The sequence below is a fragment of the Ruegeria sp. CL3 genome, from assembly GCF_056536505.1.
In genome coordinates, this window is record NZ_JBQFPT010000017.1 from 42,679 (window position 1) to 68,295 (window position 25,617).

Genomic DNA, 25,617 nt, shown 5'->3' on the forward strand with positions numbered 1-25,617 from the left:
ATGGGACTTCGCTTTTTCTCGGACAAGAACCGACCGGTTCACATGGGGTCGTACCCGTTGGAGCGTCTGGCGCGTCAGCAGGTGATGCCCGACCTGTCCCAACTGCCCCCGATGCCAGAGCTTAGCTTTCATCGGCCTGACCGGCCCGAGAGCATCGTGAACGCGATGGGTGAGTTTCAGGCTATGCTGGACACGATCCGGGATGGGCTGGTGAACCCTGTCGCTTCGGACATCCCGCAGGGCCCGCAGGCACGGGCAGATCACCTCAAGGCTTTTGGGTATTTCAACGATGCCTCGATGATGGGATGCGGGCCGCTGCCGCCCGAGGCGCTGTTGGACCAGCCGCGCCGCAACCCAGATATCGACCGCCTGGCCCATGCATTGAAAACCCGCCAGACCAAAACGCTGGCCTCGGGGATCGACGTTATCATGGCCGACCTCAAGGAAAGCATGGAGGCCGCGCCGCGTCCGATGGCCTCGCATCGTCATGTTCTGGTATTCCTGTATGAACATAACCGTGATCCGAACCCGGACGAGCCGGGGTCTGAATGGATCATAGATGCGCAGGACCACCGGGCCTGCCTGCTGGCGACCGAGAATGCCGTTGTGATTGCCAATTACATCCGGTTGCTGGGGTTCGATGCGCGGGCGCATACGGCGATGTCTACCGAGGTGGATCTGGGCAAGCTGGCGGTCGCGGCCGGTTTGGCCACTGTCGAAGACGGTGCGCTTGTCGCACCATGGCTGGGCCGCCGTTTTGGTCTGGCCGCTGTCACGACAGAGATGGAGATTGCCCACGATCAGCCCCTGCAACCAATGGCGCAGCAACCGTGGTTCCGGACCCAAGGCCCTGCGTGGTGGCTGGGCACTGGATTCGCCAAGAACGCTCTGAACCGCGACGCCTATGCCAAACGTCGCTACGTGGACGGGGCGCATCCCTTTGAGCGGCTCAAGCGCGTCGAGACGCCCACCACTTATATTGATGAAGCCAACGTTGCGCGCGTTCCCAAGCGGGCCGACATGTTCGCGCGGGCGCAGTTCGGCGACATGGGCAAACACCTGCAGGACGCGGCCAAGGGTGGATATTACGTGCGCAAATCGGCCCCCAGCTTCGCGCAGCGCCGGGCGCTGGGCGCGTTTGTTCTGTTGCAGGACGGCGAAAGCGCAAAGGTCTCGCCCCCGACCGATGCCGAGCGCAATGCCGCCAATATCAAGGCCGCCAGCTATTTTCTTGGAGTTGATGCGGTCGGCCTCAGCCGTTGCCCGGACTGGGCGTGGTATTCCCATGATGCGACAGGGGAAGAGATCACTCCGCCCCATGATCAGGCCATCAGCATGATCATCGACCAGGGCTATGAGACGATGGAGGGCGCAAGCGGTGACGATTGGATCAGCGTTGCACAATCCATGCGCGCCTATCTGCGGTTTTCACTGCTGGGTGGCGTGATCGCGCAGCAGATTCGCAACCTCGGCTACAAAGCCAAGGCCCATACTGTGATGGATGGTGAGGTGCTGCAGCCGCCGCTGTTGCTGCTATCGGGATTGGGCGAGGTCAGCCGGATCGGCGAGGTCATCTTGAACCCTTATCTCGGCCCGCGCCTTAAATCCGGGGCGGTGACAACTGATATGCCGATGGCGCATGACAAGCCGATTGATTTCGGCCTGCAGAGTTTCTGCGAAAGCTGCAACAAATGTGCCCGCGAATGCCCCTCGGGGGCGATCACCGCCGGGCCAAAGCTGATGTTCAACGGCTATGAAATCTGGAAATCCGACAGCCAGAAATGCGCGACCTATCGCGTGACAACGCCCGGAGGGTCGATGTGCGGGCGCTGCATGAAGACCTGCCCGTGGAACCTTGAGGGGATTTTCAAAGAACGCCCCTTCCGTTGGGCGGCGATGAATATTCCTCAGGCGGCCCCAGCATTGGCGAAACTGGATGATGCGGTGGGCAATGGTGGCCTGAATGACGTTAAAAAATGGTGGTGGGATATCGAGCTGCAGTCGGATGGTGCCTACCGCCCCTCTGTGCATCCGCTGAACCGGCGCGACCTGCAACCCGATCTGGATCTGAAATACGAAGATCAGACGCTGGCTGTTTACCCCGCCTATCTGGCCCCGCATCCCTGGCCCTATCCCTTTGCCATGGACCGCGAAGCGGGGATTGCCGCCTATGAGGCGATGGTCAGCGCCGAGGAATACAAGGCGCGCAAAGCGGCGGGCGACATATCGGTTGTCCATCGCTATGAGATAGCAGGCGATGCGCCGGTCATGCGGGTCGAATTGACCAAGGTCGACAAGATGACGGCTGATGTGACCAAGTACGAATTCTCGACACTGGACGGCTCTCCTTTGCCCGAATGGACCGCAGGCGCGCATCTGGATGTGTTGGTCGCGCCCGAGTTTCTGCGCCAGTATTCAATGTCCGGTGACCCCTCGGACCGGGCAACCTATCAGATAGGTGTCTTGCGTGAGGATGAGGGGTGCGGTGGTTCGGCTCTGCTGCATCGCATCTTCAACGAAGGCCGCAAGGTTTTCATCTCGAAGCCGATCAATCACTTCGAGCTGGATGAGACCGCGACAAAAACCTTCCTGATGGGTGGCGGGATCGGCATCACTCCGATGATTGCATTTGCACACCGTCTGCATGCGCTGGGCAAACCGTTCGAGTTGCACTACTCGGCCAGTACCCGCGCCGGGGCAGGGTATCTGGAAGATCTGGCCGCGACGCCGTGGGCAGAAAAAGCGCATTACCATTTCTCGGATGAAGGCACGCGGGCCGATCTAAATGCGATCCTCACAGGCTATCAGGACGGCTGGCACGTCTATGCCTGCGGACCCGATCGCTTCATGGACGGTGTCATGCAAGCGGCTGAGCGGCAGGGTTTCCCGGACGAAGCGCGGCATCTGGAGTATTTCTCGGTCCCCGAGCAACCGGAGTATGAAAACTTCCCATTCACCGTGAAGCTGGCGAAATCCGGCCAGGAACTGACCGTGCCGGAAGACAAGGACGCTGCGCAGGTGTTGAATGAGGCGGGTATTCGCGTGGATGTTAAATGCGCCGATGGCATCTGCGGCGTCTGCAAATGCGGTGTTGTTTCGGGTGAAATCGAACATCGCGATTTTGTCCTGTCCAACAAACAACGAGAGAGCGCTATCATTTTGTGCCAAAGCCGCGCCGCGCAACCGGATGGCGTGATTGAGATCGATCTCTGACCCGAGGTCGAAAAACGACATGAAGTTGTAGAAAAATTGGTCGCTCCGGCCATGGACGCCGGGGGGTTGCTGCACTAACGTCCCCTCTGAACCCAGTGAATCCTGATTGACAGGTGCGAGGTATTTTCATGGATTATCACAGCCCCGCCAGCTTTGCCGAGGCGTCGGCTCTGGCTGCAAACGCGACGGGCACGACACGGTTTCTGGCAGGTGGCACCGATGTGTTGGTGCAGTTGCGCTCAGAATTGGTGACGCCCGATACGCTGATCGACATCAAGAAAATCAACGGTGTGGATCAGATCACGAAAAACGCCGATGGCAGCTGGACACTTGGTGTCGCTGTCACCGGCGCTGAAATGAGCGAGCACCCCCAGCTGGGCCGCGACTGGCCCGGTGTGGTCGAGGCGATGGACCTGATCGGATCGACTCAGGTGCAGGGCCGCGCGACACTGACGGGCAACCTGTGCAACGGCTCTCCGGCGGCGGATTCGGTGCCTGCGATGGTTGCGGCGGGTGTAAAGGTCACCGTGACTGGCCCGGAAGGCGCGCGCGAGGTGGCGGTCGAAGACATCCCCACCGGCCCCGGCAAGACGTCGCTGGCGAAGGGTGAAGTTGTTTCGGCCGTCAACATCCCCGCGCGGGGCGAGAATGGCGGCGACGCCTATCTGCGCTTCATCCCGCGGACCGAAATGGACATCGCTGTGGTCGGCGTAGGTGTCAGCCTGCGTCTGGACGACGACATGATCACCGAGGCACGCGTGTCTCTGGGCGCTGTCGCCCCGACCGTTTTGCTGGTTGAAGACTGTGCCAAAGCTATCATCGGCAGCGCGCTGGATGACGCCGCGTTGGATGCGTTGGCCGCGTCCGCTTCGGCGGCCTGCAACCCGATTGACGACAAACGCGGCACAATCGAATTCCGCACCGAGGTCGCTGGTGTTCTGGCTAAGCGCGCCGCGAAAATAGCCTATGCCCGCGCGAAGGGAGAAGACGCATGAGCAAGCTCCACGTATCCACCACCGTGAACGGGGACACGGTCGAATACCTCTGCGACCCGCGTGAAACGCTGTTGGACTGTCTGCGCGACAAGCTGAATCTGACCGGCGCGAAAGAGGGCTGCGGCACCGGCGATTGCGGCGCTTGTTCCGTCACCGTCGATGGCCGTCTGGTCTGTTCCTGTCTGATGCTGGGTGTTGAGGCCGAGGGCAAGACTATCGAAACCGTTGAAGGCATCGCGGATGGCGACGTTCTGCACCCGCTGCAGAAGAAGTTCATCGAACACGCGGCGCTTCAGTGCGGCATCTGCACCCCGGGCATTCTGGTGGCGGCCAAGTCGCTGCTCGAGAAGAACCCAAGCCCGACCGAAGAGGAAACCCGGTACTGGCTGGCAGGCAATCTCTGCCGCTGCACCGGCTATGACAAGATCATTCGCGCCGTGATGGAAACGGCGGAAGAGCTGCGGGAGGCTTCGTAATGGCACTCGACGATCGCAAATCTGTATTCACTTTCGTTGGCACGCGCCCGGATCGCCCTGACGGGTTAGACAAGGTCACGGGCCGCGCCAAATTCGGGGCTGATGCCTATGCGCCCGGCATGTTGCACGGAGCGGTTCTGCGCTCGCCCCATGCACACGCGCGGATCGTGAAGATCGACACCTCGAAGGCCGAGGCGCATAAGGAAGTCAAAGCCGTCGTCACCCGCGCGGACTTTGCCGATGTCCCGTTTAGACCCGGTCTCGAGGGCGAGTTCTGGAACGTGCTGGAAAACGTCATGGCGGGCGAAAAGGCGCTCTATGATGGCCACGCCGTTGCTGCGGTTGCAGCCACGTCGGCCCTGGCAGCGCGGGATGCACTCAAACTGATCGAGGTCGAATACGAAGTTCTACCCCATGTGACCGACGTGGACAAAGCGATGGCCTCGGATGCGCCTGTTATTCGGGAAGGCGCGGCGGACTATTCGGTGCCCGAAGGGCTGCACCCGAACGTCGTACGTTACCACGAAAGCGGTCACGGAGATGTCGAGGCCGGGTTTGCCGACGCGGATCTGGTCATCGAAGACAGCTTTGTTACCGAAGCGACCCATCAGGGCTATATCGAACCGCACGCCTGTCTGGGCATGCTGGGCAATGACGGCAAGGGTGAGCTGTGGTGCACTACGCAAGGCCACTGGATCGCGCAGAAGACCTGCGCCGCGCTGCTGGGGATCGAGACCTCGCAACTTCGCGTCACCGCGTCCGAGATTGGTGGTGGTTTCGGCGGCAAAACCACTGTCTTCATCGAACCCGTTGCGCTTGCGCTGAGCCGCAAAGCCAACCGTCCGGTCAAGATTGTTATGACGCGGTCTGAGGTGTTCCGGGCGACAGGCCCGACCGCTTCGGCGTCGATGGACGTCAAGATCGGCATGAGGAAGGACGGGACCATCTCGGCAGCACAAGGCGTGTTCCGCCTGCAGGGCGGGGCCTTCCCCGGTGCGCCGGGCGATATGACCGCCATGTGCGCCTTCGCGCCCTACAACCTGACCAACGTCAAGCAGATCGGCTATGATGTGATGTCGAACCGTCCGAAACAGGCTGCTTACCGCGCGCCAGGCGCACCCATGGGCGCCTTCGCAGTCGAGTCGGTGATTGATGAGCTGTGCAATAAGCTGGGTCTCGATCCCGTTGATGTCCGCCTGAAAAACGCCGCGCATGAAGGGACCAAGGCCAGCTATGGCCCGACCTACGAACGCATTGGTCTGGTCGAAACGCTGGAGGCTGCCAAGGCGCACCCGCACTATTCGGCCCCGCTGAAGCCGGGGCAGGGGCGCGGGATTTCCTGCGGGTTCTGGTTCAACCACGGCGGTGAGACCTCTGTATCCTTGGCCCTGTCCGAAGATGGCTCGGCCCAGCTGATGGTGGGAACGCCGGATATCGGCGGTTCTCGCGCGTCGATGGCGCTGATGGCGGCCGAGGTGTTGGGCATCCCATACGAGAACATCCGCGTCACCATCGCTGATACGGCGACGCTGGGCTACAACGACGTCAGCCACGGCTCGCGCGTGACCTATGCGTCGGGTCTGGCGACCATCAAAGCCGCCAAACACGCGGTTGAGAAACTGTGCGAACGCGCAGCAGCCAAGTGGGGTATCCCGGTTGAGGCGGTGAAGTGGGAGGACGGCTGCGCCGTGCCCTCAGGCCCCAATGCAGGCGATTTCGACCCGCTGGCCCTGTCCGACATCACGGCAGATATGGGGCGCACCGGCGGCCCGATCTCGGGCCATTTCGAGGCAACTCCGGAAGGTGCGGGTGTGTCCTTTGGTACTCATATCGTCGATGCCGAGGTTGACCCGGAAACCGGCAAAACCAGCGTGACCCGCTACACGGTCATTCAAGACGCCGGCAAGGCGATCCACCCGACGTACGTGGAAGGCCAGTTCCAGGGCGGTGCTGCGCAAGGCATCGGCTGGGCGCTGAACGAGGAGTATATCTACGGCGAGGACGGGCGGTTGCAGAACTCGATCTTCCTCGACTACCGGATTCCCGTTGCCAGCGACCTGCCGATGATCGACACGGTGATTGTCGAAGTGCCCAATCCCGGTCACCCGTTTGGGGTGCGCGGTGTGGGGGAAACCGGCATCGTGCCGCCTCTTGCCGCCATCGCCAACGCGGTTTCCAACGCGGCGGGTGTGCGGATGAAGCAACTGCCGATGTCGCCTCCGCGCATTCTGGCCGCGCTCAAAGGCAATGGTTGAGGTTCACCTCTGGTCCGGCCTCCGGTCTTTGACCGGGGGCTTGGCCGTCGTCGAGGTCGAGGCCAAAACAACCGGAGAGTTGCTGCGCGCCCTGGTGCGCGCGCATCCGCAATTGCAGGCCCCTATTGAGGCGGGCGTCTCAATCGCGATCGACGGGCGCGTGATTGCAACGGGCCTGACGGAACCAATCCCGGAAGGTAGCGAAATCTATCTAATGCAGAGGCTGCGCGGCGGTTAAGGTTTAGGCGACCACGGTTCGCGCCCGACCATCCGGTCGGCCTCGGCCGTGATGTCATTCATGTGCTGCTCAAGGTTTTGGCGCAGGGTTTCAATCTGCTCTTCGCTGGCCTTGCGCGGGACAGTCTCGGTCCATTCGCGGCATAAAAATACACCTTCGTTGCGCCAGGGGCGGGGCATCAACAAGCGGTCCCATGTACCGGCCTCTCTGCCATGACGGGCCGAGAAGGTGATTCCGAACACACGTTTGCCTGATGTGCGCGCCCAGACCAGAGGCACGGTCGACAGCACCCGTTCTGGCCCGCGAGGTCCGTCGGCAGCGATGCCAATGGAGATCCCCTGTTTCATCTTGCCCAGAACTTCACGCGACACTGCAACGTTGCTTTTGTGTTTGCTGGCCATGGCGATCGTGTCCATGCCAAAAAGCTTTTGCACGCGGCCCACCATGCTGCCCGCCCGCGCCGAGGACGTGATCGAGCAGATCTGCGCCTTGTCCAGAGGGAAGAAATAGGGTGACTGCGCCAGTCGCTGATGCCACAGAACAACGATGACCGGTTCGCCCTGTTCGGCCAGCTGGTCCAGTTCTTCATAGCCGATGCGCTGCCATTTGGTGTTGCGGTTGACCATCCGAATATAGCTCGCAATACGGCGCGCTGCCCAGTTTAAAACGGCTTCGCTGTCGGCGATCTTTTTGCGGATACTCACGGATGGGTCCCTCATACTGACCAAACCGTGTCTTATAGAACTCAACGCCGCGTGCAACTTGTTTGTCTTGTCGAGAAGTGGTCGAGAAACTGAAAAAGCCTCTTGAGTCCGCCGCGCGGCTGGCATATCTGAGGCTCAGCCTAGGGGTATAGCTCAGTTGGTAGAGCGACGGTCTCCAAAACCGTAGGTCGCGGGTTCGAACCCTGCTGCCCCTGCCATTCAAAACTTCCTAAAACTTGAATATTCGCTTTCGCGGCGGCGTCGAATCCCAGACTTGCCGAACGAAATTCCATTCGATGTTCCTCAGGGGTCTTTAAAGCGGCGGCCATATTGTGCAGTGGGTCAGGATTTGACGTAGCGTCCCGAAATTTCTTCTGCCTCGCCGCAGTTGACGCAAACGTAAGCTTCGGCTTGATTTTTTGTTTTGCATGCACAAAGGTGACGAAAACCGGCGTTTTCTCCCCCCTTACGTCTCAAAATGAAATCCCTAAATGCACCTCGTCGCTGCGGGGTGCCACTCACGGACTGTGATCCTTGAGCTTCGGCCAACCACTGAGGTTCGGATCGGCCCCGCAGTGACAAGACTTGCACAGTTCATAGGGAGGGAAGGAATTTGATACAGAGTTTTTGGTCGATCTTTCGCGACCCTCGCGCGCACGCGGCACGACTGACGCGGCCTCGACCAAAAGAGACCTGTGCTGTGGATGAAGAAGCAAGCGAACCCACGGCGAAAGAGGCCGAATTCCGGAGCCTGTTTGAAACGACATTGTTGGAAATGAAACAGCCGCAAACATGCGATGAGGGCACTGACACTTGCCGAATGTAGGTCCGCGTCGAACAAGCTTAACCCGATAGGGCGCAAATGCACCATGTTTCGTATCAAATCGATCTCTGTGTTGCTGAGCGGAGAACGTGGCGATATGCACTGAAGACAATATTTGATTTGTATTCAAAGGTGTTGAATGGGATTGAGAAGCCTGATTGCCGAAAAGATTGCCTCACGTGTTCTTGGCAACGGCAAAACCCGGCGCGCGGTCATGAATCAGCTGCTTGATAAGGATACTCTGTTGTTTCGGGACTTGGGCGATCATGCCTTTGCCTTCTTTCCAACGGATGCAATCGGACGTTCACTTTTCCAGAACGGTGAATTTGCCCGCGGCTCAGTCACGGATTTGCGGACGTTTCTTGAACAGAACAATGCCTATAAGCCCGGCATGTCCGTTCTAGAGGTTGGGGCCAATATCGGCACCCAAACCGTCTACTTTTTCCTCGACCTCCAGTGTGACGCCGTCGTTGCGATCGAGCCAGACCCGGACAATATGAACCTGCTACGTCACAATCTTGCGTTGAATGGGCTGACAGACAAAGTGGAGATTTTGGGTGTCGCGGCCTCGAACACGAGTGGAACGGCGGAATTTACCCGAGATCTGTTCAACCGAGGTGGCTCACGTCTGGGGGCCAAACGCACAAGCGGCAAAACCCGAGAGAGTTTTTCAGTCGAGATCATCCGGATTGACGATCTGGTGCAGTCGGGCGCCCTTCAGGCTGATCAAATTGGGCTGGTTTGGATGGATGTTGAGGGCCATGAGCTATCCGCCCTGAAGGGGATGAAGCAACTCATCGCAGACCATAGGCCACCCATATTTCTGGAATACACGCCAGACGGAGAGCACAGTACCCAGCAAGAGCTGTGTGACCTGCTGTTTGACAACTATTGGGGCGTATATCGTCATGCTGGGGGCTTTCACTCTGTATCGCGGGACGAGTTTGCGGAGATCGAACATCAGGTCGATCTGTTAGTTATCTGAAACCCACCCGATCTCAAAGCAGGGCGGCGACTGTCTTTCCTCTGCCTGCGGGATAGCCTAAAGTCCCCGCAAATCGCAGACACCGGGAATGAGGATACATGTCGCGTTTCGATGGATATTTCCTGCGGCAGTTGCTGGTGCTGTTTGGCTTTTTCACTCTGGTTCTGGTCGGTGTTTTCTGGATCACGCGGTCCGTCAGCCTGTTTGACCGTGTTATCAGTGGCGGCCAGTCGGCGGTTGTTTTCCTCGAATTCACCGCTCTGACGCTTCCGACCCTGATCCGGACAGTGATGCCGATGGCTGTGTTCGCTGCGGCCGTTTACGCCACGAACCGCCTCAGCCGGGAAAGTGAGATGACGGTCATGCTGGCGACCGGCTCTAGCCCTTGGCGCCTCGCGCGGGCTGTGGTGCTGTTCGGTCTTGTCACAGGGATGATGATGGCGGCGATCAGCGTTTTCCTGCGCCCCGCCTCGGTCGAACAGCTCGAGATCCGGCAGGCCGAGGTTGCGGGTGATGTCACCGCCCAATTGCTGAACGAAGGTGAGTTTCTGCATCCCGCCGACGGTGTCACGGTCTATATCGGTCGGATTGATCTGGACGGGACTTTGCACGAGGTCTTTGTCTCAGACCGGCGAGACCCAGCGAATTCTGTCAGCTATTCAAGTTCAACGGCGTATCTGGTGAACAATGCGGTCGGCATCAACCTTGTCATGCTGGATGGGGTGGCGCTGCGTCTGGACAAGGACGGGCGCACCCTGTCATCGACCCTGTTTCAGGACGCCTCTTACGATATCTCGGCGCTGACCAGTACCGGCGGTATGACTACCCGTAGCCTTGAAGCGATCCCCACAATGGAATTGATCCGGGACCGCGAGGCTATCGCCAGCGCCGAAGGCTTCAGCCCAGGTGAACTGACGGATGAGTTGCACCAGCGATTCTCGTGGATCGCGATTTGCGTGGCAGTCGGGCTGGTCGGATATGCCACCCTGATGTTGGGCAGTTTCTCGCGGTTTGGGTTGTGGCCGCAGATTCTGGGGGCGTTTACCATTCTGGTTCTGCTGGAAGGCGTTCGGGGGTTTGTCTCTCCGGTCGTGATAGATGAGCCGGGTCTTTGGGTCGTTCTCTATGCACCGGCGGTCGTTGGTATCCTGATCTCGTGCCTGTTCCTGGCGGTTGCGGGACGCCCAATCTGGCGCCGTTCCGGGGCTGAGGTCGCTGTTTAGGCAGGGTCTCGCAGAACCTGCAGGCAGTCTAGAATATCCTCGAACGCAGAGCTGTCGGGGCGGGTTGTGAGATAAAGCGGCAACATTAGGTCTGGACTCGGCTCAACCCGCACCAGCGCGCCAGAGCGAATATGCTCTGCGGCCAAATAGGCGGGAAAAAACCCACGTCCCCCTCGTTTGAGGACATAGCGCAGGGCCATCATGCAATTACCCAGAAAGACCGTCTGCCCCTCTGCCTTGCGGGCCGTAGTCCGCACATGGTCCTGATAAGCGGCGCCAAGTTCGAGATTGACGAATACCGAGTTGTCGACCAAAGCATCCGCGGTTTCGACCAGAATCAACCGCTCTGGTGGAAGGGTTTCAAACATCACCCGCCTGTCTGAAGGCTTTTCATGGGTCAGCGCGGCGTCCAGCACATGTGTTGCGACCGCGTCCACCATATCCAGATCATGATCGTAGTTCAGCGTCAGCAGCAATTGGCCAAGATGCTGTTCGAAACGTATGGCGAGATCGACCAGCAAGGGGTCCCAAACGCTGAGCTGCGCCCCCAGCCTCAGTGCCGGGCGATTCTGGTTTTGCGTGGGCAAATCAGTCGAAGCATAGGACCAGAGTGAGAGCATCTGCTCGGCGTAAGGGCGAAATTGGCGCCCGAAATCCGTGAGTGCCGTGCCTCCGGCGCCGCGCGTGAAAAGAGGCTTTCCGGTGGCGTCCTCGATCTGCCTTATGCGCGCGCTGACAGCCGTTTGGGTCACATTCAGCTTGCGTGCTGCTGCGTGAAACCCTCCGGTCTCAGCAACGCATAGAAACGTTTCAAAAGCTTTGATCTGCATAGCGGCAGTATTTTTTGATCGTTTTGATAAAATCAATTCATTTTTTTCAGTAGGTAAGTCGAGATATCCTGTTCCCGATTAGGACAAAGGACATGCTATGCTGGACAAAAGCCACAAGCCGACCTGGACCAGTTTTGAAGAGGCCACAAAGGCCGACTGGGACGCCGTTATGGACTATGAAGAGGCCTATAATGCCGCTTTGCCAGACCGGATCCTGGACGCGATTCGTTCGTTGGATGAGGAATGGACGCCGTATCCTGTGAACCGCTACCAACACTCTTTGCAGGCCGCGACGCGGGCCTATGAGGATGGCGCGGATGAGGAACTTGTGGTCGCCGCGCTGATCCATGACACTGGCGATATCCTGTCGCCCTACAACCATGGTGAGCTGTCAGCGGCGATGATGAAGCCCTATGTCAGCGAGAAAACCCATTGGATTCTCAAGCGTCACTGTGTTTTTCAGGGCTATTACTACAACCATCATCTTGGCGGAGACCGCAACGCGCGCGACAAGTATCGCGACAGCCCCTATTGGGAGGACTGCCGCTATTTCTGCCATGAATACGATCAGAAGGCGTTTGACCCGAACTACCCGACCAAACCGCTGGAGTTTTTCGAGCCCATGTTGCGCCGCGTGTTGAACAAGGGCGAAGGGCATATGGAGCTGAACGAAACGTCCGAGAGTTAGCAGGCCGCCATCAGGCGATAGACGATCTGCGCGGCGGTGAAGTCCCAGGCGGCATTGCCGTCGGGGGCCAGCTCGACTACGTCGAAGCCCACGCATTTGCGGCCTTTGAGGGCATGTTCGACCAGCCGCAGCGCCTGATAGTATCCTAAACCGCCTGGTACGGGTGTTCCTGTAGCGGGCATTTGGGACGGGTCCAGACCGTCCACGTCAAAGCTGACATAGACCAGCTCGGGGAAGTCCTCGGGCAGGTCGACGGCGTCGATGTTGCCGGTGACCAGTTCCTCGGCGTCGACGTGGAAGATATGGTTTTTTAGACGGCTCTTGGCTTCCTCGGTCGAGAACGCGCGGACCCCGAACTGGGCCAGACGGATACCCTCTTCAGCCAGCAGGTGCATGACCGAGGCGTGGGAGTGTTTCTCGCCCTGATACCCGTTGCGCAGGTCGGCATGGGCATCGATCTGGACGATGCCGATGGGCTGGTTCAGCGCCCGCGCCACACCCATCACCGCACCGTAGCTGAGTGAATGTTCTCCGCCCAAGGTCACGGGCACCTTGCCCGCACAAATGGCGGCTTCGGTCCGATGGGCGAGGCGTTCCATGACCTCGGGCAGGGGGCCGTCACAATCCAGCGGAGCCTCGGTAAAGATACCCTCGACGCAGGGTTCTGCATGGCCGGTGATGCGCTCCAGCTCATTGCTGGCCTCGATAATGGCCTCTGGGCCCTTGGCGGTGCCGGACCCATAAGAAACCGTGCGTTCCAGCGGTACCGGGATCACGCGAAAGCGCGCGTCTTCCGAACGCTCAGCGGCGGTCAGTTCACTGTCCAGGAAAATGCTCATGAGAGGCGGTCCTTAAAGTCGTCATAGCCGAACTGCTTGATGATCTTCAGCTCGTCCGTTTCGCTGTTCCACAGGGCGATGGTCGGCAGGGGAACACCGTTGAACGTGTTGGTCTTGACCATCGAGTAATGCGCTTGATCGAGGAAGGCAAAGCGTTGCCCAATCTCCAGCGGTTTGTCCCATGTGTAGTCGCCGATCACGTCGCCTGCTAGGCATGAAGGCCCGCCCAGACGGTAGGTATGGCCCGCCTCAGCCTCGCCCATCAGAGCGGGGCGATAGGGGGCCTCGATTACGTCGGGCATGTGGCAGGTGGCCGAGATATCGGTGATCGCAAGGGTCATGCCATTGGTGGGCAGGTCGAGAATTTCTCCGACCAGAATGCCCGCGTCTAGCGCGACGGCCTCGCCGGGTTCGAGGTAGATGTCGACATCGTATGTCGCGCGGATGGATTTGATGAAATCCACCAGCCCGTCACGATCGTAGTCGTCACGAGTAATATGGTGGCCGCCGCCGAAGTTCAGCCATTTGAGCTGACCGAGGAAAGGTTTAAGCTTGGGTTCGACCGCTTCCCAAGTGCGTTGAAGGGGATCGAAACCCTGTTCGCAGAGCGTGTGCATGTGCAGGCCGTATACTCCGAACAGAGTGTCTTCATTCAATTGGCTGACGGGTGTCCCGAGGCGTGAACAGGGCGCGCAGGGGTCGTATTTGGCAATCTCGCCTTCGGAATGTTCGGGGTTAATGCGCAGGCCGATCTGCACATTGGCCGCTTGGGCTTTGGCGAGAAATCGGTCTTTTTGAGCGGGCGAGTTGAAGATGATGTGGTCTGACAGCGACAGGATTTCTTCGATATCCGCATCTTTGTATCCGGCGCAGAAGGTTGCGACTTCGCCGCCATATTCCTCGCGGCCTAGACGGGCCTCAAAGATGCCGGAGGCACAGGTGCCGCCGAGGTGTTGGCGCACCAGCGGGGCAAGTGAGAACATCGAAAATGCCTTGAGCGCGCTGAGGACATGTGCGCCCGAGCGGGTGCCGACATCGGAGAGGATGGTCAGGTTGCGCTCGACCGCTTTTTCGTCGACCACAAAGCAGGGTGTGGGGACGCGGGCAAGGTCGAAATTGCGGAAGGCGCCGGCGTCACCGGCTTGGGTTGTCATCATGTCGGACATGTCGGGCGTCTCCGATTGTGGAGAGGCCGGGGGGCCAGCCCCCCGGACCCCCCGGGATATTTTTAGCCAGATGAAGTTCCGGATCTAGAATTCGACCGGGCCGTCGAGTTCGTGGACCTGCCATGGGAGGCCTTGGGTGTTCAGCATGTCCATGAAGTCGTCCGGGTTGAGCTGTTCCATGTTCCAGACGCCGGGTTCACGCCAGTTGCCTTTCAGAACCTGTGCTGCGCCGATCATCGCAGGGACGCCGGTGGTGTAGCTGACGGCCTGGGAACCGACCTCGGCGTAGCATTCTTCGTGGTCGCAGATATTGTAGATGTAGTAGGTTTTCTCGCCCGAGCCGTCCTTGGCCTGACCCGAGGCGATGTCGCCGATGCAGGCCTTGCCTTTGGTTTCCGCACCCAGATCGCCGGGATCGGGCAGCAGGGTTTTCAGGAACTGGATCGGGATGATTTCCTTGCCATCATGCATCACCGGGTCGATGCGGGTCATGCCGACGTTTTCCAACACTTTGGCGTGGGTGATATAGGCGTCGCCGAAGGTCATCCAGAAGCGGGCGCGCTCGATCTCGGGGAAATGGGTCGAGAGCGATTCCAGTTCCTCGTGATACATCAGGTACATGTTTTTGGGGCCGATGGCGGGGAAGTCGAACTCGACCTTGTGGGTCATGGCGGGGGAGTGTTTCCACTCGCCGCCTTCCCAGTGGCGCACTTCGGACAGCACTTCGCGCAGGTTGATCTCGGGGTTGAAGTTGGTGGCGAATTCCTGATCGTTGCTACCACCATTGGCGTCCAGCACGTCGATCTGTCGAATGGTGTCCAGCTTGTGCTTCTTCAGCCATTTCGCGAAGACGGATGTCACGCCCGGATCGAAGCCCGAGCCGAGGATCGCGGTCAGGCCGGCTTCTTTGAACCGCTCCTGATAGGCCCATTGCCAGTGGTATTCGAACTTGGCTTCGTCCTCTGGTTCATAGTTAGCAGTGTCGAGGTAGTGGATACCGGCTTCAAGGCATGCGTCCATCAACACGAGGTCCTGATAGGGCAGTGCGAGATTCACCAGAATCTCGGCACCGGTTTCTTTGATCAGCTTGACCGTGTCTTCGACCTTGTAGGCGTCCAGTTCGGCTGTCTTGATGTCCACACCGACGCGGTCTTTAACGGCTGTTGCGATGGCGTCGCATTTTGATTTCGTGCGGCTGGCCAGAGTGATCTCGGTGAAGATATCCGAGTTCATCGCCATCTTATGCACGGCTGCGTGGGATACGCCGCCCGCGCCGACAACCAGTGTTTTGCCCATGGTATGTCTCCTTCTTATTCGTAATAGGTGTAGCCGTTGATGGAGTCGCGGTAGGCGCTCATCAGGGTTTTGCGGTCCTTGGCTTGCAGAGTACCGGTCGAGATCGCCTCGTCCACCATTTTGCGGAAGGCGGCGACACAGTCTTGTGGGTCGAATTCAACGTAAGACAGGACCTGACTGATCGTGTCGCCCTCTTGTTCATGGAGCAGGTCGAACCCGCCATCTGCCCGCAGGTCGATGGTGACGACATTTGTGTCTCCGAACAGGTTGTGCAGATCGCCCAGTGTTTCCTGGTAGGCTCCGACGAAGAAGACGCCCATGAAGTACTCGCCTTCATCCGGCAAAGAATGTACCGGCAGGCTGGGAGAGACCCCATCGGCCAGAATGAACCGGTCAATCTTGCCGTCGCTGTCGCAGGTGATGTCGGACAGCACCGCGCGGCGGCCAGGCGTAGTGTTCAGGCCTTGCAACGGCACGATCGGGTGCAGCTGATCGATGGCCCAGACATCGGGCAGGGATTGAAACAGCGAAAAGTTGCAGTGATAGATATCGGCCACTTTCTCAAGCTGGTCATCCACATCCGTTTCCAGATCATCACTGGCAGCCAGCGCCTTGAGGCGGGCCATCAGCGACAGGTAGATACGTTCGGCCCGGGCCATCTGGCGCAGGTCCACGTATCCACGGCGGAACAGCGCGCGCAGCTCGTTGCGGTAGAAGGTGGCATCGTTCCAGCATTCCTGCAGCCGGTCGCTGGACAGGTATCCATGCACGGCGGCCAGGTCAGACACAAGGTGGTGGTCGTCAAGTTCGACATCCGGGCGGGTGGGTGCATCATACAGCGTGCTTTCCAGCACGTTGAACACCAACATAGATGAAGTCGCCACAACCGCCCGACCGCTTTCGGTGACCAGTGTGGGGTGGGCGATTTCGGCCTCATCCATCGCATAGGCGACGGTTTCCACGACATTGGCGCAGTATTCTTCGACCGTGTAGTTGATCGAATTTTCGGCCGCCTTCTTTTCGCCGGTATAATCCACGCCCATACCGCCGCCGAGGTCCAAATGGGTCAGCGGCACGCCTTCGCGCGTGAGTTCGGTGTAGTAGCGGCACGCCTCACCCACGGCGCGGCGCACGTCGTTCACGTCCTGCACTTGGCTGCCCAGATGCGAGTGCTGCAGTTTCAGGCAATGCAGCAGACCCGCAGCCTTCAGCTTGTCCACGGTGGCAACCAGCTGGTCGGTGTTCATACCAAAAGCAGACCGGTCGCCCGAGCTTTCTTCCCACTTGCCGCTGATCTGGTTGGTCAGTTTGACCCGCACGCCGATCAGGGGTTCGATCCCGAGTTCCTTGTAGACCGCGATCACCGTGTCCGCCTCTTTCGGGCTTTCCAGCACGATGACCGTGTTGAAGCCGATCTTGCGGGACAGGATCGCCAGTTGGATGAACTCGGCATCCTTGACGCCATTGCAGACGATCAGCGCCTCGGACGCCAAACGATGGGCCAGCGCCACGACCAGTTCGGGCTTTGATCCGGCCTCGAGGCCATAGTTGTATTTCTTGCCGAACTCGACGATGCGGTCGACCACTTGCGCTTGCTGGTTCACCTTGATCGGAAACACGCCGCGATAGGGGCCTTTGTAGCCCACCCGCGCGATGGCGTCGGCGAAGCTCTCGTTCAGATGCGCGATCTCATGTTCCAAATACGAACTGACTCGCAGCAACATCGGTGCCTTGATCCCCCGGTCATCCAGATCTCCGAGGATACCGGGCAGACTGATCGCCGCTGTGTCCGGAGACATCGGATTGCGCAGACCGATCTCGCCCTGCTCCGTCACCTCGATGAGGCCTTTGCCCCATTTCTCAACCCCGTAGATGGTATGCGGTGCGTCGGGCGTGTGTTTCAATCAAGTCAGTCCTTAACTCAGAGGTGCCGGTTTCGCGCCCGCCAATACGGCAGCATTTTGATTCGTCCAAGTGTAAACTATGTGACAGGGATTGCCGAACGTCACGCGTGCGAGCGGATCGGGATCAGGTGGTTGTCCCATTGGCAATCGGGGCGGGCCAGAACCCGTGCCTGCTGCCCGATTACAGCGCCAAACGTGCCTGTACCGGTGGTAAAGACCAGCCCATCCGAACCTGCGCCCAGACCGCAGACATCATCTAGTTCGAAAGCTCTTGTGAAGCTGCCACCTGCTACATCGAAAAGATGCAGCGCGTTTCCGCGTGGGCAGGTTATGGCGACCTCGGTGCCGCTGGCCGAGAAGGCGATGCTGCCAGCATAGCCCTGCAGGGTGTTTTGCAGGTCCTCCGGTGCTGACAGAAGCTTCGGAGGCGCGCCGCGACGGTGCAGGCCCAGTAGGGGTGGGTACTTGGTTTGGCTACCCTGCCATTGCATCGCGAACCCGACCAGCCCGTCGTTGCGCACGCTGAGATGGCGGATGGAGTTCTTGTGCAAGTCGCCCGGCAACTCGACCCTTTCGAGCAGGTTCCCGGACAGGTCCAGATAGGTGAGGTTCGGCTGCATGACGGGCAGGTTCAGCTTGGTCCGCCCGGTCTCGGGGTGGGTTTCGATCCCACCATTGGCGATCACAAGGCTTTGGCCATCCGGCATCAGGCGCATGTCATGCGGGCCAACACCGCCCGACCACACCTCTCCCAGCCGTTCAAAACTGGTGGCGTCCCAAAGGCTGATACGGCCTTCGCCCGCCTCATAGTCGTTTTCGGTGGCAAAGAACTGGGTGCCGTCCGCTGTGAACGTGCCGTGACCGTAGAAATGCCGCCCCTCGGGGGTCTGTAGCCGTGCGAGCTCACGCCCGGTGGTGCAGTCGATAACCAGCGCAAACGTGCCGGGTCGACGCGCAAAGGCCACGGCCCGCGCCTTGTGGGGGTGTGCGGCGGCGGCGTGGCCCCTTGCGGGCAGAGGCAGCGAGAACAGGATGTCTCCGCCCTCATCCAGACCGGCCAGACGGAACGCGCCATCCGGAAATAGCCCGGCGGCCAGAAAGGCGGGTGCCCCGACCGAGGCCCACCCCGTTGCGGGCGCAAGGCTTGCAGCCGCGAGACTGGCCAGGAAATGGCGGCGGTTAGTCATGGTTCAATCCCCGTCTAGAGAGTTGAACCCGGCGCTGATGCCGAGGGTTGGGCCAAGCTCGGTCGTGGCGATGGTGCGGATGTCATTCACGGCCTGTTGCAGCGCTTCGACCCGGAACCGACCCGCGGGATCAGCTACACCAGCGAAGGCCGGATCGTCGATGGAACGGGCATTTTTGATTGCGCGGTTGAAGGCCACGTCCAGATCCTGCGCGATCTCGGGATGGTCGGCGGACAGTCGCGCTGCAAGGTCCTGCAAGGCAATCAAAGACAGCTCGACATGACGCAAGGCGCGTTCCGAGCGGCGGGCTTCGGCCCTGTTAGGGCGAGGGCGGTCGAAGGTTCCGAGCGGCCGTCCCAGTCGGGTCTCGGCGGTGAATTGCAACCCGGTTGAGAGCGCTTTGAACAGCTCTTGCATCGCCTCATCCTGCGTGCGGTACGGGCTGTCGCCCCCCGGCTGTTCGAGGGTTTTCGCATATTCTTGCCACTCTTCAGTCAACGCATCGGCATTTGCGTCGATATCGGCCGTGATGGCCCGGATCAGAGCGCATCGGTATGCGGCACTGCCCTGATCAGCGAATTTGGGGTCGTACAGCATTTGCTCAAGCGCGAAGAACCCACGCCCCGCGACCGAGGTTTCGGCATAGGCGGCCGTGTCATTCACCGCAGGGTCTTCGGCCGCGATATGTTGCGAGAGGGCCTTGGGCGTGAACCCTTTCGTGTCTGGCCAGAAGGCCATGGCAAAGGCGCGGTCGTCGGCCTCGGTGGGGCCAAAGCGCAGATGGCTGGCCGATATCCACGCGTCGAAGGCGGTGCCATAGGCCGTGCGCAGAGCCTCTGATTGAGGCGCGCAATCGGATTGGGATGCGGCGGATAAAGCCTCGGTCGCGTCTGCCAATTCAGCAAAGAGGGGCAGAATATGCGCGGCAGGCACATCTGTCAGGATCGCTGTACGGTCTTGGGCTGACGCCGCCAGAGGGGCGACCAAGGCAATGGCAAAAGCAATTATTCGCATGGGTCAAAGACTTTCGAGGAAACGGATAAGGGCGTCGCGGTCGGCTTTGGACATGGTCACGACAGTGTCACGGGCGGATTGCGCCTCGCCCCCGTGCCAGAGCACAGCCTCCAGCAGGGTGCGGGCGCGTCCGTCATGCAGGAACTCGGTATGGCCGGATACACGCTGGGTCAGACCGATCCCCCAGAGGGGCGGCGTGCGCCATTCGCGGCCTGTGGCGCGGGCTTCGGGGCGGTTGTCGGCCAGACCGTCGCCCATGTCGTGCAGCAGCAGATCGGAATAGGGCCAGATCAGCTGAAAACTATGCTCGGGCCTATCCTCCATGCGATGAGTGACATGGGTCGGGGTATGGCAGGCGGCGCAGCCTGTAGTGTGGAACACCTCTTTCCCGCGCAGAACTTGCGGGTCATCCGCATCCCGGCGGTCGGGGACGCCCAGATTGCGGCTGTAAAAGGCCACGAGGTCCATGCCGACCTGATCAACCTCGAAAACGCGCACATCGCCGTCGCCATGCGGGGCTTCTACGCAATTGTCCTGCGCATCGGTGCAATCTCCGTAAGGGGCGGGAAACAGCGGGGTCGAGATGCCGATATCACCTGCAAAAGCCGCCGCCGATTGCTCCATGACCGTGGGCATGCCGGCCTTATGGCCAAAACGGCCCATCATTGGGGAGTCGTATTCGACCGACCATACGATGTTAGCCCGGCCCGAGATGCCATCGCCATCCGTATCGTCCGGGTCGGCTTTGGCCAGCAGGTCCTCGACTGGGATCGCTTCAAGCAGACCGAGGCCAATCATCTGCGGCGCAACGCGCGGGCTGAGCATGGCGTCGGGGTGTAGCGCGCCGTATCCCAGATCGGCAGCCGTGTAGGTGGGACGGCGGAGCGAGGCGGTTTCGCCCTCTGACAGCGCAACGGGGATCTCTTCGTAGGTGATCTCCAACCGGTATTCCGCCGGATGACCGGCCAGCGCGAAATCCTGCATCTGGCCGCCGTAGTTGGGCTCGGGCAGAGTGGAGAGGTAGTCTTCGATCCCCTCCGGCGCGTCCTGAGGGCTGCCGGGAATGGACACGCGCAGGAACATCGAGATAGCGTTGTCATCCGGCCCGTTCGGTGTATGCCCGCGCCCATCCTTGATGTGACAGCGCTGGCATGACCGAGCATTGTAGAGCGGTCCAAGACCATCAGATGCGAGGGTCGAGGACGGCGACGAGACCCAGATCTTCTTGAACAATCCGTTGCCGACCTTGAAGTCCAGCTCTTGTTCAAAGCTCAGATTCTTTGACGGTTGCGAAAACGCATCCGCGTTGTTACGCACACGCACGGTTGCGGTCCCGGCAGGCAACTCTTCGAACCTTTGCGGCGCGCTAAAATCCTGCGGCGGTGCAGTGACACCGGCAATGCGGGCGCGTTCGTCTTCGGTACGTGGGGTGATGTTGAGGTGAAGGTCCCGCAGCTCGGCTGACAGGGAAGGGGCGGCCGCAGTTGCGACCACCAAGAGGGCGAGAATACTATTCTTCGGCGTCCATTTTCGCGGCGTTGAGTTGCGCATAATTGGCGTCGCCAATCCGTTCGTACAGATCGAGTTGCGTTTCGAGGAAGTCGATATGACCTTCTTCATCGCTGATCAATTCCTCAAACAGCGACATAGAGACATAGTCGCCCGCCTCGCGGCAATATTCCCGCGCTTCGACGTACAATGTGCGGGCGTCGTGTTCGGCGGCCAGATCGCATTCCAGCGTTTCCTTGGGGTTCTGCCCGATCCGCAGAGGGTCGAGCTTTTGCAGGTTCGGGTGGCCTTCCAGAAAGATGATCCGTTCGATCAGCTTGTCCGCATGACCCATCTCTTCGATGCTTTCTTCGCGGCTTTTCTTGGCCATATGGGCCAGGCCCCAGTCCTCCTGAAGCCGGTAGTGCAGCCAATACTGGCTGACGGCTGTCAGCTCATGCCGCAGGGATTTGTTGAGATACTCTATGACCTTGGGATCGCCCTTCATCTGCCTTCTCCTGTGATAGGCCGGTGCGTAACGCACGCAGCTGCATGGGTACTTCCAGATTATCGTCGGTTCGCATCGTGTCTAGGAAAAGCGGCATGCACCCGCCACAGTCGGCAGATTTCCCGAGCGCGTGGTAGATCTTGCCCGGGGTAATGATTGCTTGCGGGTCAGAGGTCCGCATCCAGTCGATAGCGGCCCGGATGTCGTGGTCGGAGATGTTTGTGCAGTGGCAGACGATCATGGCGAATCGAGGCTCGTTGATTTTCTTACTTATTTAGTAAGGTAATGCCTTCAAGTCCAGTCACCTTGTGGTGGCCAGGTTGCCGGAGGCGTCGTTTTGCCGACGCCTCCGGCCCCTTAATGCGTCTAGTGGAAAACCGCGTCAGGGTTGTCCAAGCTGTCCGATCCTTCGAACTCGATGCCATCGAGGTCGAGAGTCGATACGATACGCTCGATGGTCTTGGTCTGGTCGACCAGACCGTTGACGCCGCCCATGATCAGGGCCTCGCCACCGGCATTGCCGCGTTCCAGCATCTGGTCATAGGCGAAACCGGCCTCGGCGGTCGATTTGATCTGGCCCAGAGCTTGCATTGTGGTCGACAGTTTTGCCTTCATCTCGGTGTCCAGCGCCGGGTCAGTGGCGATCACCAGATCCGACAGCGACGCGCCCGAGATCGGGGTGCCGTCGATACGGGTATAGCTGCCCAGATAGACGTTCTGGATGCCAAGGCCATCGTAGTAGTGGCTGTTGTGGGTGTTGTCGGCAAAGCAATCATGCTCTTCCTCGGGGTCGTTCAGCATCAGGCCCAGGCGCATACGCTCACCAGCCTGTTCACCGTAGGACAGTGAGCCCATGCCGGTCAGAATGGCGCTGATGCCGGCGGATTCGTTCTCGGTCAGGGCGGCGCGTGCATCGCCACCTTCGGCCCATTGTGCGGTCATCCATTCCAGATCGCTGACCAGCAGGTCAGTTGCAGCGCTCAGGTATTGCGCGCGGCGGTCGCAGTTGCCGTTGGAGCAGTCGTCGCCTTTGGCATAGTCGCTTGCCGGGCGGTTGCCTGCGCCTGCGCCGTGGCCGTTCAGGTCCTGACCCCACAGCAGAAATTCGATGGCGTGGTAGCCGGTGGCGACGTTAGCCTCGATCCCGTCGGCTTCGTGCAGGGTGTCTGCCAGCAGTTCTGGGGTGATATCGGTCGCGTCGATCGCGGTTCCCGAAAGTTCGAAGTTCGGGTTTGCGATGACGTTGAGAACGGCGAATTCGTTCTCATCTGTGGCGCCGCCGTAGGAGGCGTCGACATAGTCGATGAGGCCTTCGTCCAGCGGCCAAGCATTTACTTTGCCTTCCCAATCATCGACGATGGCGTTGCCAAAGCGGTAAACTTCGGTCTGCTGATAGGGGACGCGGGCGGCAATCCAGGCCGCGCGGGCGGCATTCAGCGTGGCGTCCGACGGGTCGGCGATCAGTGCGTTGACGGCGTTTTGCAGCGCTTTGGCGGCGATCAGGCTGTCATCATATTTGGCTTCTGCAATATCGGCGTAAGTGTCCAGCACGTCCGCTTTTGCAGGGGCGTCACCGGCCGATGCGGCGGTGGCCACGCATAGGGTCAGAGCGCTGGCGGCAGCAAAGAATTTCGTCATTGGGTTCAGGTCTTTCATGTCAGAAATCTCGTTCAGGTGCGTCCAAAAGGGGCTGCACTTGCATGCGTATAGCTGAGTGAAATAGTCGACAATGTCAACCTGAGTTTTATTGTCGGATTTACTACAGGGGCGCTACATCCCCATATCTGGTGGGTCTGATACACGCCGTCGCGATTGCGCCATGTTCGTATAAAGTTAGACTAATCCATGTGATTCTATTGCGAGTGGTGTGAGTTCATGAAGTGGTTGAGTGCTTCGATCGGTTTGTGTGCAGTAACCGTCCAGGCATGGGCAGGGGATCAGGTTCCCGCGCAGAGTGCTGTTGCGGGGTCATTGGATATTTCCTTTGAGGAAACTCAGTTCAGCGTGTCGTTAGCGGTTCCGAGCGAGGATATTTTGGGGTTCGACCATCGCGCAGCAGATGACGCGGATCGGTCCGCGATCGCGGATGCCATTTCGTCCTTGTCAAAGCCGTTAACCCTTTTTGTTGTCCCTGAACAAGCTGGGTGCGCCACGGCATCGGCCAATGTGTCTTTGACGGGCGAAGGGCTGGGGTCGGATGCAGACGCGGTGGGCGCGCCCGAGTTTCTGGCCGAGTATGTTATTCAGTGTTCGGACATGGCCGCTCTGGATATGATCGAATTCGCGTATTTTGAGCGTTTTGATCAAGTTTCGACGCTCGATATCACCGCATCGTCGCAGGGTGTTACGCGGCGGGTCCATGTGACCTCGCAGTCGCCGGTTCTCGATGTCTCGGCCTTGCAAGGCGTGGACTGACTTCGTATCGCGGCCTTTTTGAGAGGTTTTCGACAGTGTGAGTTGACCGGCAAAAAGGACAAACTCGAATGTCGGATCGGAATCACCTATGGCCTGAGCGGGCGAGTGGGTCCTTATGAGTGAACAAAACGCTCAACTCTGATCTGGAATCTGATCAAATTCCGCAAAATTAATGTTTATGGCAGAAAGAAACCTCAATCTGACATGATCTAGCAATACTTGTGCCAACATTCGGGAATACCACCACACTATCCTACCGAGGTGTTGACTAGTCCGATTTTAATGAGGGGGTTCTCGAAGGGATCGGGGGATGAGCGTGGATGTGCCCAGTTTCGGGCAGATCAGGACGCTCTCCCCCAGTGGTGGGTTTGCTTGATTTCAGTCAATCTTGTTGCGCTGTGCGTGAGGCGTGACGCCAAAACTCAGACGAAACACGCGTGAGAAATGGCCGGGGTTCTCAAATCCGCATGCCATGGCGACCTCGGTCACAGAGGCCTCGGTTTGCAACAGTAGCTTTTGCGCGCGTTCCAGACGCATCTCCATAAAGTACTTTTTGGGCGAGGTATTCAGGTATTTGCCGAAAAGCCGTTCGAGCTGCCGTGTCGAAATACCGAGCTCATCTGCAATCGCAGAGGGCGAGACGGGCGTTTCGATGTTGTTTCGCATGACCTCAATCGCTTTGGCCAGATGGATGTTGCGCATTCCGTTTCGCGATTGCAGGGAAACGCGTTGTTTGGCCGTGGCGTTGCGCACGGCGTTGTAAACCATCTGATCGGCCACATCCATGGCCAGCTCGACCCCGTGATCTCGTTCGATCAAGTGCAGCATCAGGTCGGCGGTCGCCGTTCCGCCCGAGGCGGTGATGTGCTTCTCGTCGGCCACAAACACGCTGCGCACCAGGTTCACGTCGGGAAAGGCCTCGGTGAAGGCGTCATGGTATTCCCAGTGAATGGCGGCCTGTATTTCGTTCAGAAAACCGGCCTCGGCCAAAAGCCAAGCGCCCGAACATAGTGCGCCGATGGCAGTTCCTCTTGCCCGTTCACGCCGTAGCAACGCCAGCAGAGGTTTGGAGGCGTGGTTCCGCATGTGGATGCCGGACAACACGAAAATCTGATCAGATTTGGGGAGGTTATCGAATCCCCCATGGACCAGAGTCACCGAGCCGTTGGAGCAGACAGCGTGTTCGCCATGCTCAGACACAAAAGACCAGCTGTAGAGATCCTGCCCGCTGACGAGGTTGGCAATCCGTAAAGGCTCGACCGCGCAGGAAAACGCGAGGTGCGAGAACTCCTCGATCAGAATGAAGGTGATGTGGCTGGGATCGGGCATGGCGGTCTTTGCGCTTCCGGGCTGCTGGGTGGTTTCAACAT

22 protein-coding genes and 1 tRNA gene are annotated in these 25,617 nt (G+C 59.4%); 10 read left to right on the top strand and 13 right to left on the bottom strand.

The genetic code is table 11. The annotated features are described in order from the left end of the window. The 5 genes from ACR0NO_RS20655 (at window position 1) to ACR0NO_RS20675 (ending at window position 7,177) form a co-directional block, all read left to right on the top strand. Window positions 1–3,213 carry a reductive dehalogenase gene (locus tag ACR0NO_RS20655; RefSeq protein WP_480725377.1) on the top strand — a complete coding sequence of 1,071 codons (3,213 nt, stop codon included), beginning with the start codon at window positions 1–3 and terminating at the stop codon, window positions 3,211–3,213. Window positions 3,214–3,341: 128 nt separating this feature from the next. Next, the gene (locus ACR0NO_RS20660) at window positions 3,342–4,208 is read left to right on the top strand and encodes an FAD binding domain-containing protein (RefSeq protein WP_480725379.1); all 867 of its coding nucleotides are present in this window, start codon (window positions 3,342–3,344) and stop codon (window positions 4,206–4,208) included. Further along, window positions 4,205–4,684 carry a (2Fe-2S)-binding protein gene (locus ACR0NO_RS20665; protein ID WP_170484530.1) on the top strand — a complete coding sequence of 160 codons (480 nt, stop codon included), beginning with the start codon at window positions 4,205–4,207 and terminating at the stop codon, window positions 4,682–4,684. The genes ACR0NO_RS20660 and ACR0NO_RS20665 overlap by 4 nt, the downstream gene beginning before the upstream one ends. Next, the gene (locus tag ACR0NO_RS20670; protein WP_480725380.1) at window positions 4,684–6,939 is read left to right on the top strand and encodes a xanthine dehydrogenase family protein molybdopterin-binding subunit; all 2,256 of its coding nucleotides are present in this window, start codon (window positions 4,684–4,686) and stop codon (window positions 6,937–6,939) included. Before ACR0NO_RS20665 ends, ACR0NO_RS20670 begins: the two co-directional genes overlap by 1 nt. Continuing rightward, a complete protein-coding gene (locus ACR0NO_RS20675; protein WP_480725382.1) occupies window positions 6,932–7,177 on the top strand; it encodes a MoaD/ThiS family protein in 246 nt (81 codons plus the stop codon). The genes ACR0NO_RS20670 and ACR0NO_RS20675 overlap by 8 nt, the downstream gene beginning before the upstream one ends. On the opposite strand, the gene ACR0NO_RS20680 is transcribed toward ACR0NO_RS20675, so the two are convergent. Next, window positions 7,174–7,881: a DUF374 domain-containing protein gene (locus ACR0NO_RS20680; RefSeq protein WP_170556445.1), complete on the bottom strand. Its 708-nt coding sequence runs from the start codon at window positions 7,879–7,881 to the stop codon at window positions 7,174–7,176. The genes ACR0NO_RS20675 and ACR0NO_RS20680 overlap by 4 nt on opposite strands. 142 nt (window positions 7,882–8,023) lie before the next feature. Between ACR0NO_RS20680 and ACR0NO_RS20685 the strand changes: the two genes are divergently transcribed. The 3 genes from ACR0NO_RS20685 (at window position 8,024) to lptF (ending at window position 10,912) form a co-directional block, all read left to right on the top strand. Next, window positions 8,024–8,099, top strand: a tRNA-Trp gene (locus ACR0NO_RS20685). Between the two features lie 819 nt (window positions 8,100–8,918). Then, window positions 8,919–9,689: an FkbM family methyltransferase gene (locus tag ACR0NO_RS20690; RefSeq protein ID WP_480725384.1), complete on the top strand. Its 771-nt coding sequence runs from the start codon at window positions 8,919–8,921 to the stop codon at window positions 9,687–9,689. A gap of 98 nt (window positions 9,690–9,787) precedes the next feature. Further along, window positions 9,788–10,912, top strand: coding sequence for an LPS export ABC transporter permease LptF (gene lptF / locus ACR0NO_RS20695; RefSeq protein WP_480725385.1), 1,125 nt, complete (start codon window positions 9,788–9,790; stop codon window positions 10,910–10,912). On the opposite strand, the gene ACR0NO_RS20700 is transcribed toward lptF, so the two are convergent. Next, window positions 10,909–11,742 carry a LysR family transcriptional regulator gene (locus tag ACR0NO_RS20700; protein WP_480725387.1) on the bottom strand — a complete coding sequence of 278 codons (834 nt, stop codon included), beginning with the start codon at window positions 11,740–11,742 and terminating at the stop codon, window positions 10,909–10,911. The genes lptF and ACR0NO_RS20700 overlap by 4 nt on opposite strands. 97 nt (window positions 11,743–11,839) lie before the next feature. Between ACR0NO_RS20700 and ACR0NO_RS20705 the strand changes: the two genes are divergently transcribed. Further along, window positions 11,840–12,430: an HD domain-containing protein gene (locus tag ACR0NO_RS20705; RefSeq protein WP_480725389.1), complete on the top strand. Its 591-nt coding sequence runs from the start codon at window positions 11,840–11,842 to the stop codon at window positions 12,428–12,430. Here ACR0NO_RS20705 and speB read toward each other — a convergent pair. The 10 genes from speB to ACR0NO_RS20755 form a co-directional block, all read right to left on the bottom strand. After that, window positions 12,427–13,269 carry an agmatinase gene (speB, locus tag ACR0NO_RS20710; protein ID WP_170556450.1) on the bottom strand — a complete coding sequence of 281 codons (843 nt, stop codon included), beginning with the start codon at window positions 13,267–13,269 and terminating at the stop codon, window positions 12,427–12,429. The two genes, ACR0NO_RS20705 and speB, sit on opposite strands and share 4 nt — an antisense overlap. Further along, a complete protein-coding gene (nspC, locus tag ACR0NO_RS20715; protein WP_480725390.1) occupies window positions 13,266–14,435 on the bottom strand; it encodes a carboxynorspermidine decarboxylase in 1,170 nt (389 codons plus the stop codon). The genes speB and nspC overlap by 4 nt, the downstream gene beginning before the upstream one ends. Window positions 14,436–14,519: 84 nt before the next feature. After that, window positions 14,520–15,731, bottom strand: a complete 1,212-nt coding sequence (locus tag ACR0NO_RS20720) for a saccharopine dehydrogenase family protein (protein WP_480725392.1) — start codon at window positions 15,729–15,731, stop codon at window positions 14,520–14,522. A gap of 14 nt (window positions 15,732–15,745) precedes the next feature. Then, window positions 15,746–17,635: a biosynthetic arginine decarboxylase gene (gene speA, locus ACR0NO_RS20725; protein WP_480725393.1), complete on the bottom strand. Its 1,890-nt coding sequence runs from the start codon at window positions 17,633–17,635 to the stop codon at window positions 15,746–15,748. Between the two features lie 101 nt (window positions 17,636–17,736). Beyond that, on the bottom strand, window positions 17,737–18,822 hold the full coding sequence (locus ACR0NO_RS20730) for a DUF1513 domain-containing protein (RefSeq protein WP_480725395.1): 1,086 nt from the start codon (window positions 18,820–18,822) through the stop codon (window positions 17,737–17,739). Between the two features lie 3 nt (window positions 18,823–18,825). Continuing rightward, window positions 18,826–19,836, bottom strand: a complete 1,011-nt coding sequence (locus ACR0NO_RS20735) for an imelysin family protein (RefSeq protein ID WP_480725396.1) — start codon at window positions 19,834–19,836, stop codon at window positions 18,826–18,828. 3 nt (window positions 19,837–19,839) lie between these two features. Beyond that, on the bottom strand, window positions 19,840–21,387 hold the full coding sequence (locus ACR0NO_RS20740) for a di-heme oxidoreductase family protein (RefSeq protein WP_480725398.1): 1,548 nt from the start codon (window positions 21,385–21,387) through the stop codon (window positions 19,840–19,842). Beyond that, window positions 21,347–21,832, bottom strand: a complete 486-nt coding sequence (gene bfr / locus ACR0NO_RS20745; protein WP_170556457.1) for a bacterioferritin — start codon at window positions 21,830–21,832, stop codon at window positions 21,347–21,349. The genes ACR0NO_RS20740 and bfr overlap by 41 nt, the downstream gene beginning before the upstream one ends. Then, window positions 21,780–22,073 carry a (2Fe-2S)-binding protein gene (locus ACR0NO_RS20750; protein ID WP_170468500.1) on the bottom strand — a complete coding sequence of 98 codons (294 nt, stop codon included), beginning with the start codon at window positions 22,071–22,073 and terminating at the stop codon, window positions 21,780–21,782. The genes bfr and ACR0NO_RS20750 overlap by 53 nt, the downstream gene beginning before the upstream one ends. A gap of 125 nt (window positions 22,074–22,198) precedes the next feature. Beyond that, window positions 22,199–23,470: an imelysin family protein gene (locus ACR0NO_RS20755; protein ID WP_480725414.1), complete on the bottom strand. Its 1,272-nt coding sequence runs from the start codon at window positions 23,468–23,470 to the stop codon at window positions 22,199–22,201. Between the two features lie 237 nt (window positions 23,471–23,707). On the opposite strand from ACR0NO_RS20755, the gene ACR0NO_RS20760 reads away from it, so the two are divergent. Then, window positions 23,708–24,247, top strand: coding sequence for a ZrgA family zinc uptake protein (locus ACR0NO_RS20760; protein ID WP_480725400.1), 540 nt, complete (start codon window positions 23,708–23,710; stop codon window positions 24,245–24,247). A 378-nt stretch (window positions 24,248–24,625) separates the two neighbouring features. Here ACR0NO_RS20760 and ACR0NO_RS20765 read toward each other — a convergent pair whose 3' ends face one another. Continuing rightward, window positions 24,626–25,576 carry a GlxA family transcriptional regulator gene (locus tag ACR0NO_RS20765; protein ID WP_480725402.1) on the bottom strand — a complete coding sequence of 317 codons (951 nt, stop codon included), beginning with the start codon at window positions 25,574–25,576 and terminating at the stop codon, window positions 24,626–24,628. Window positions 25,577–25,617 lie beyond the last annotated feature (41 nt).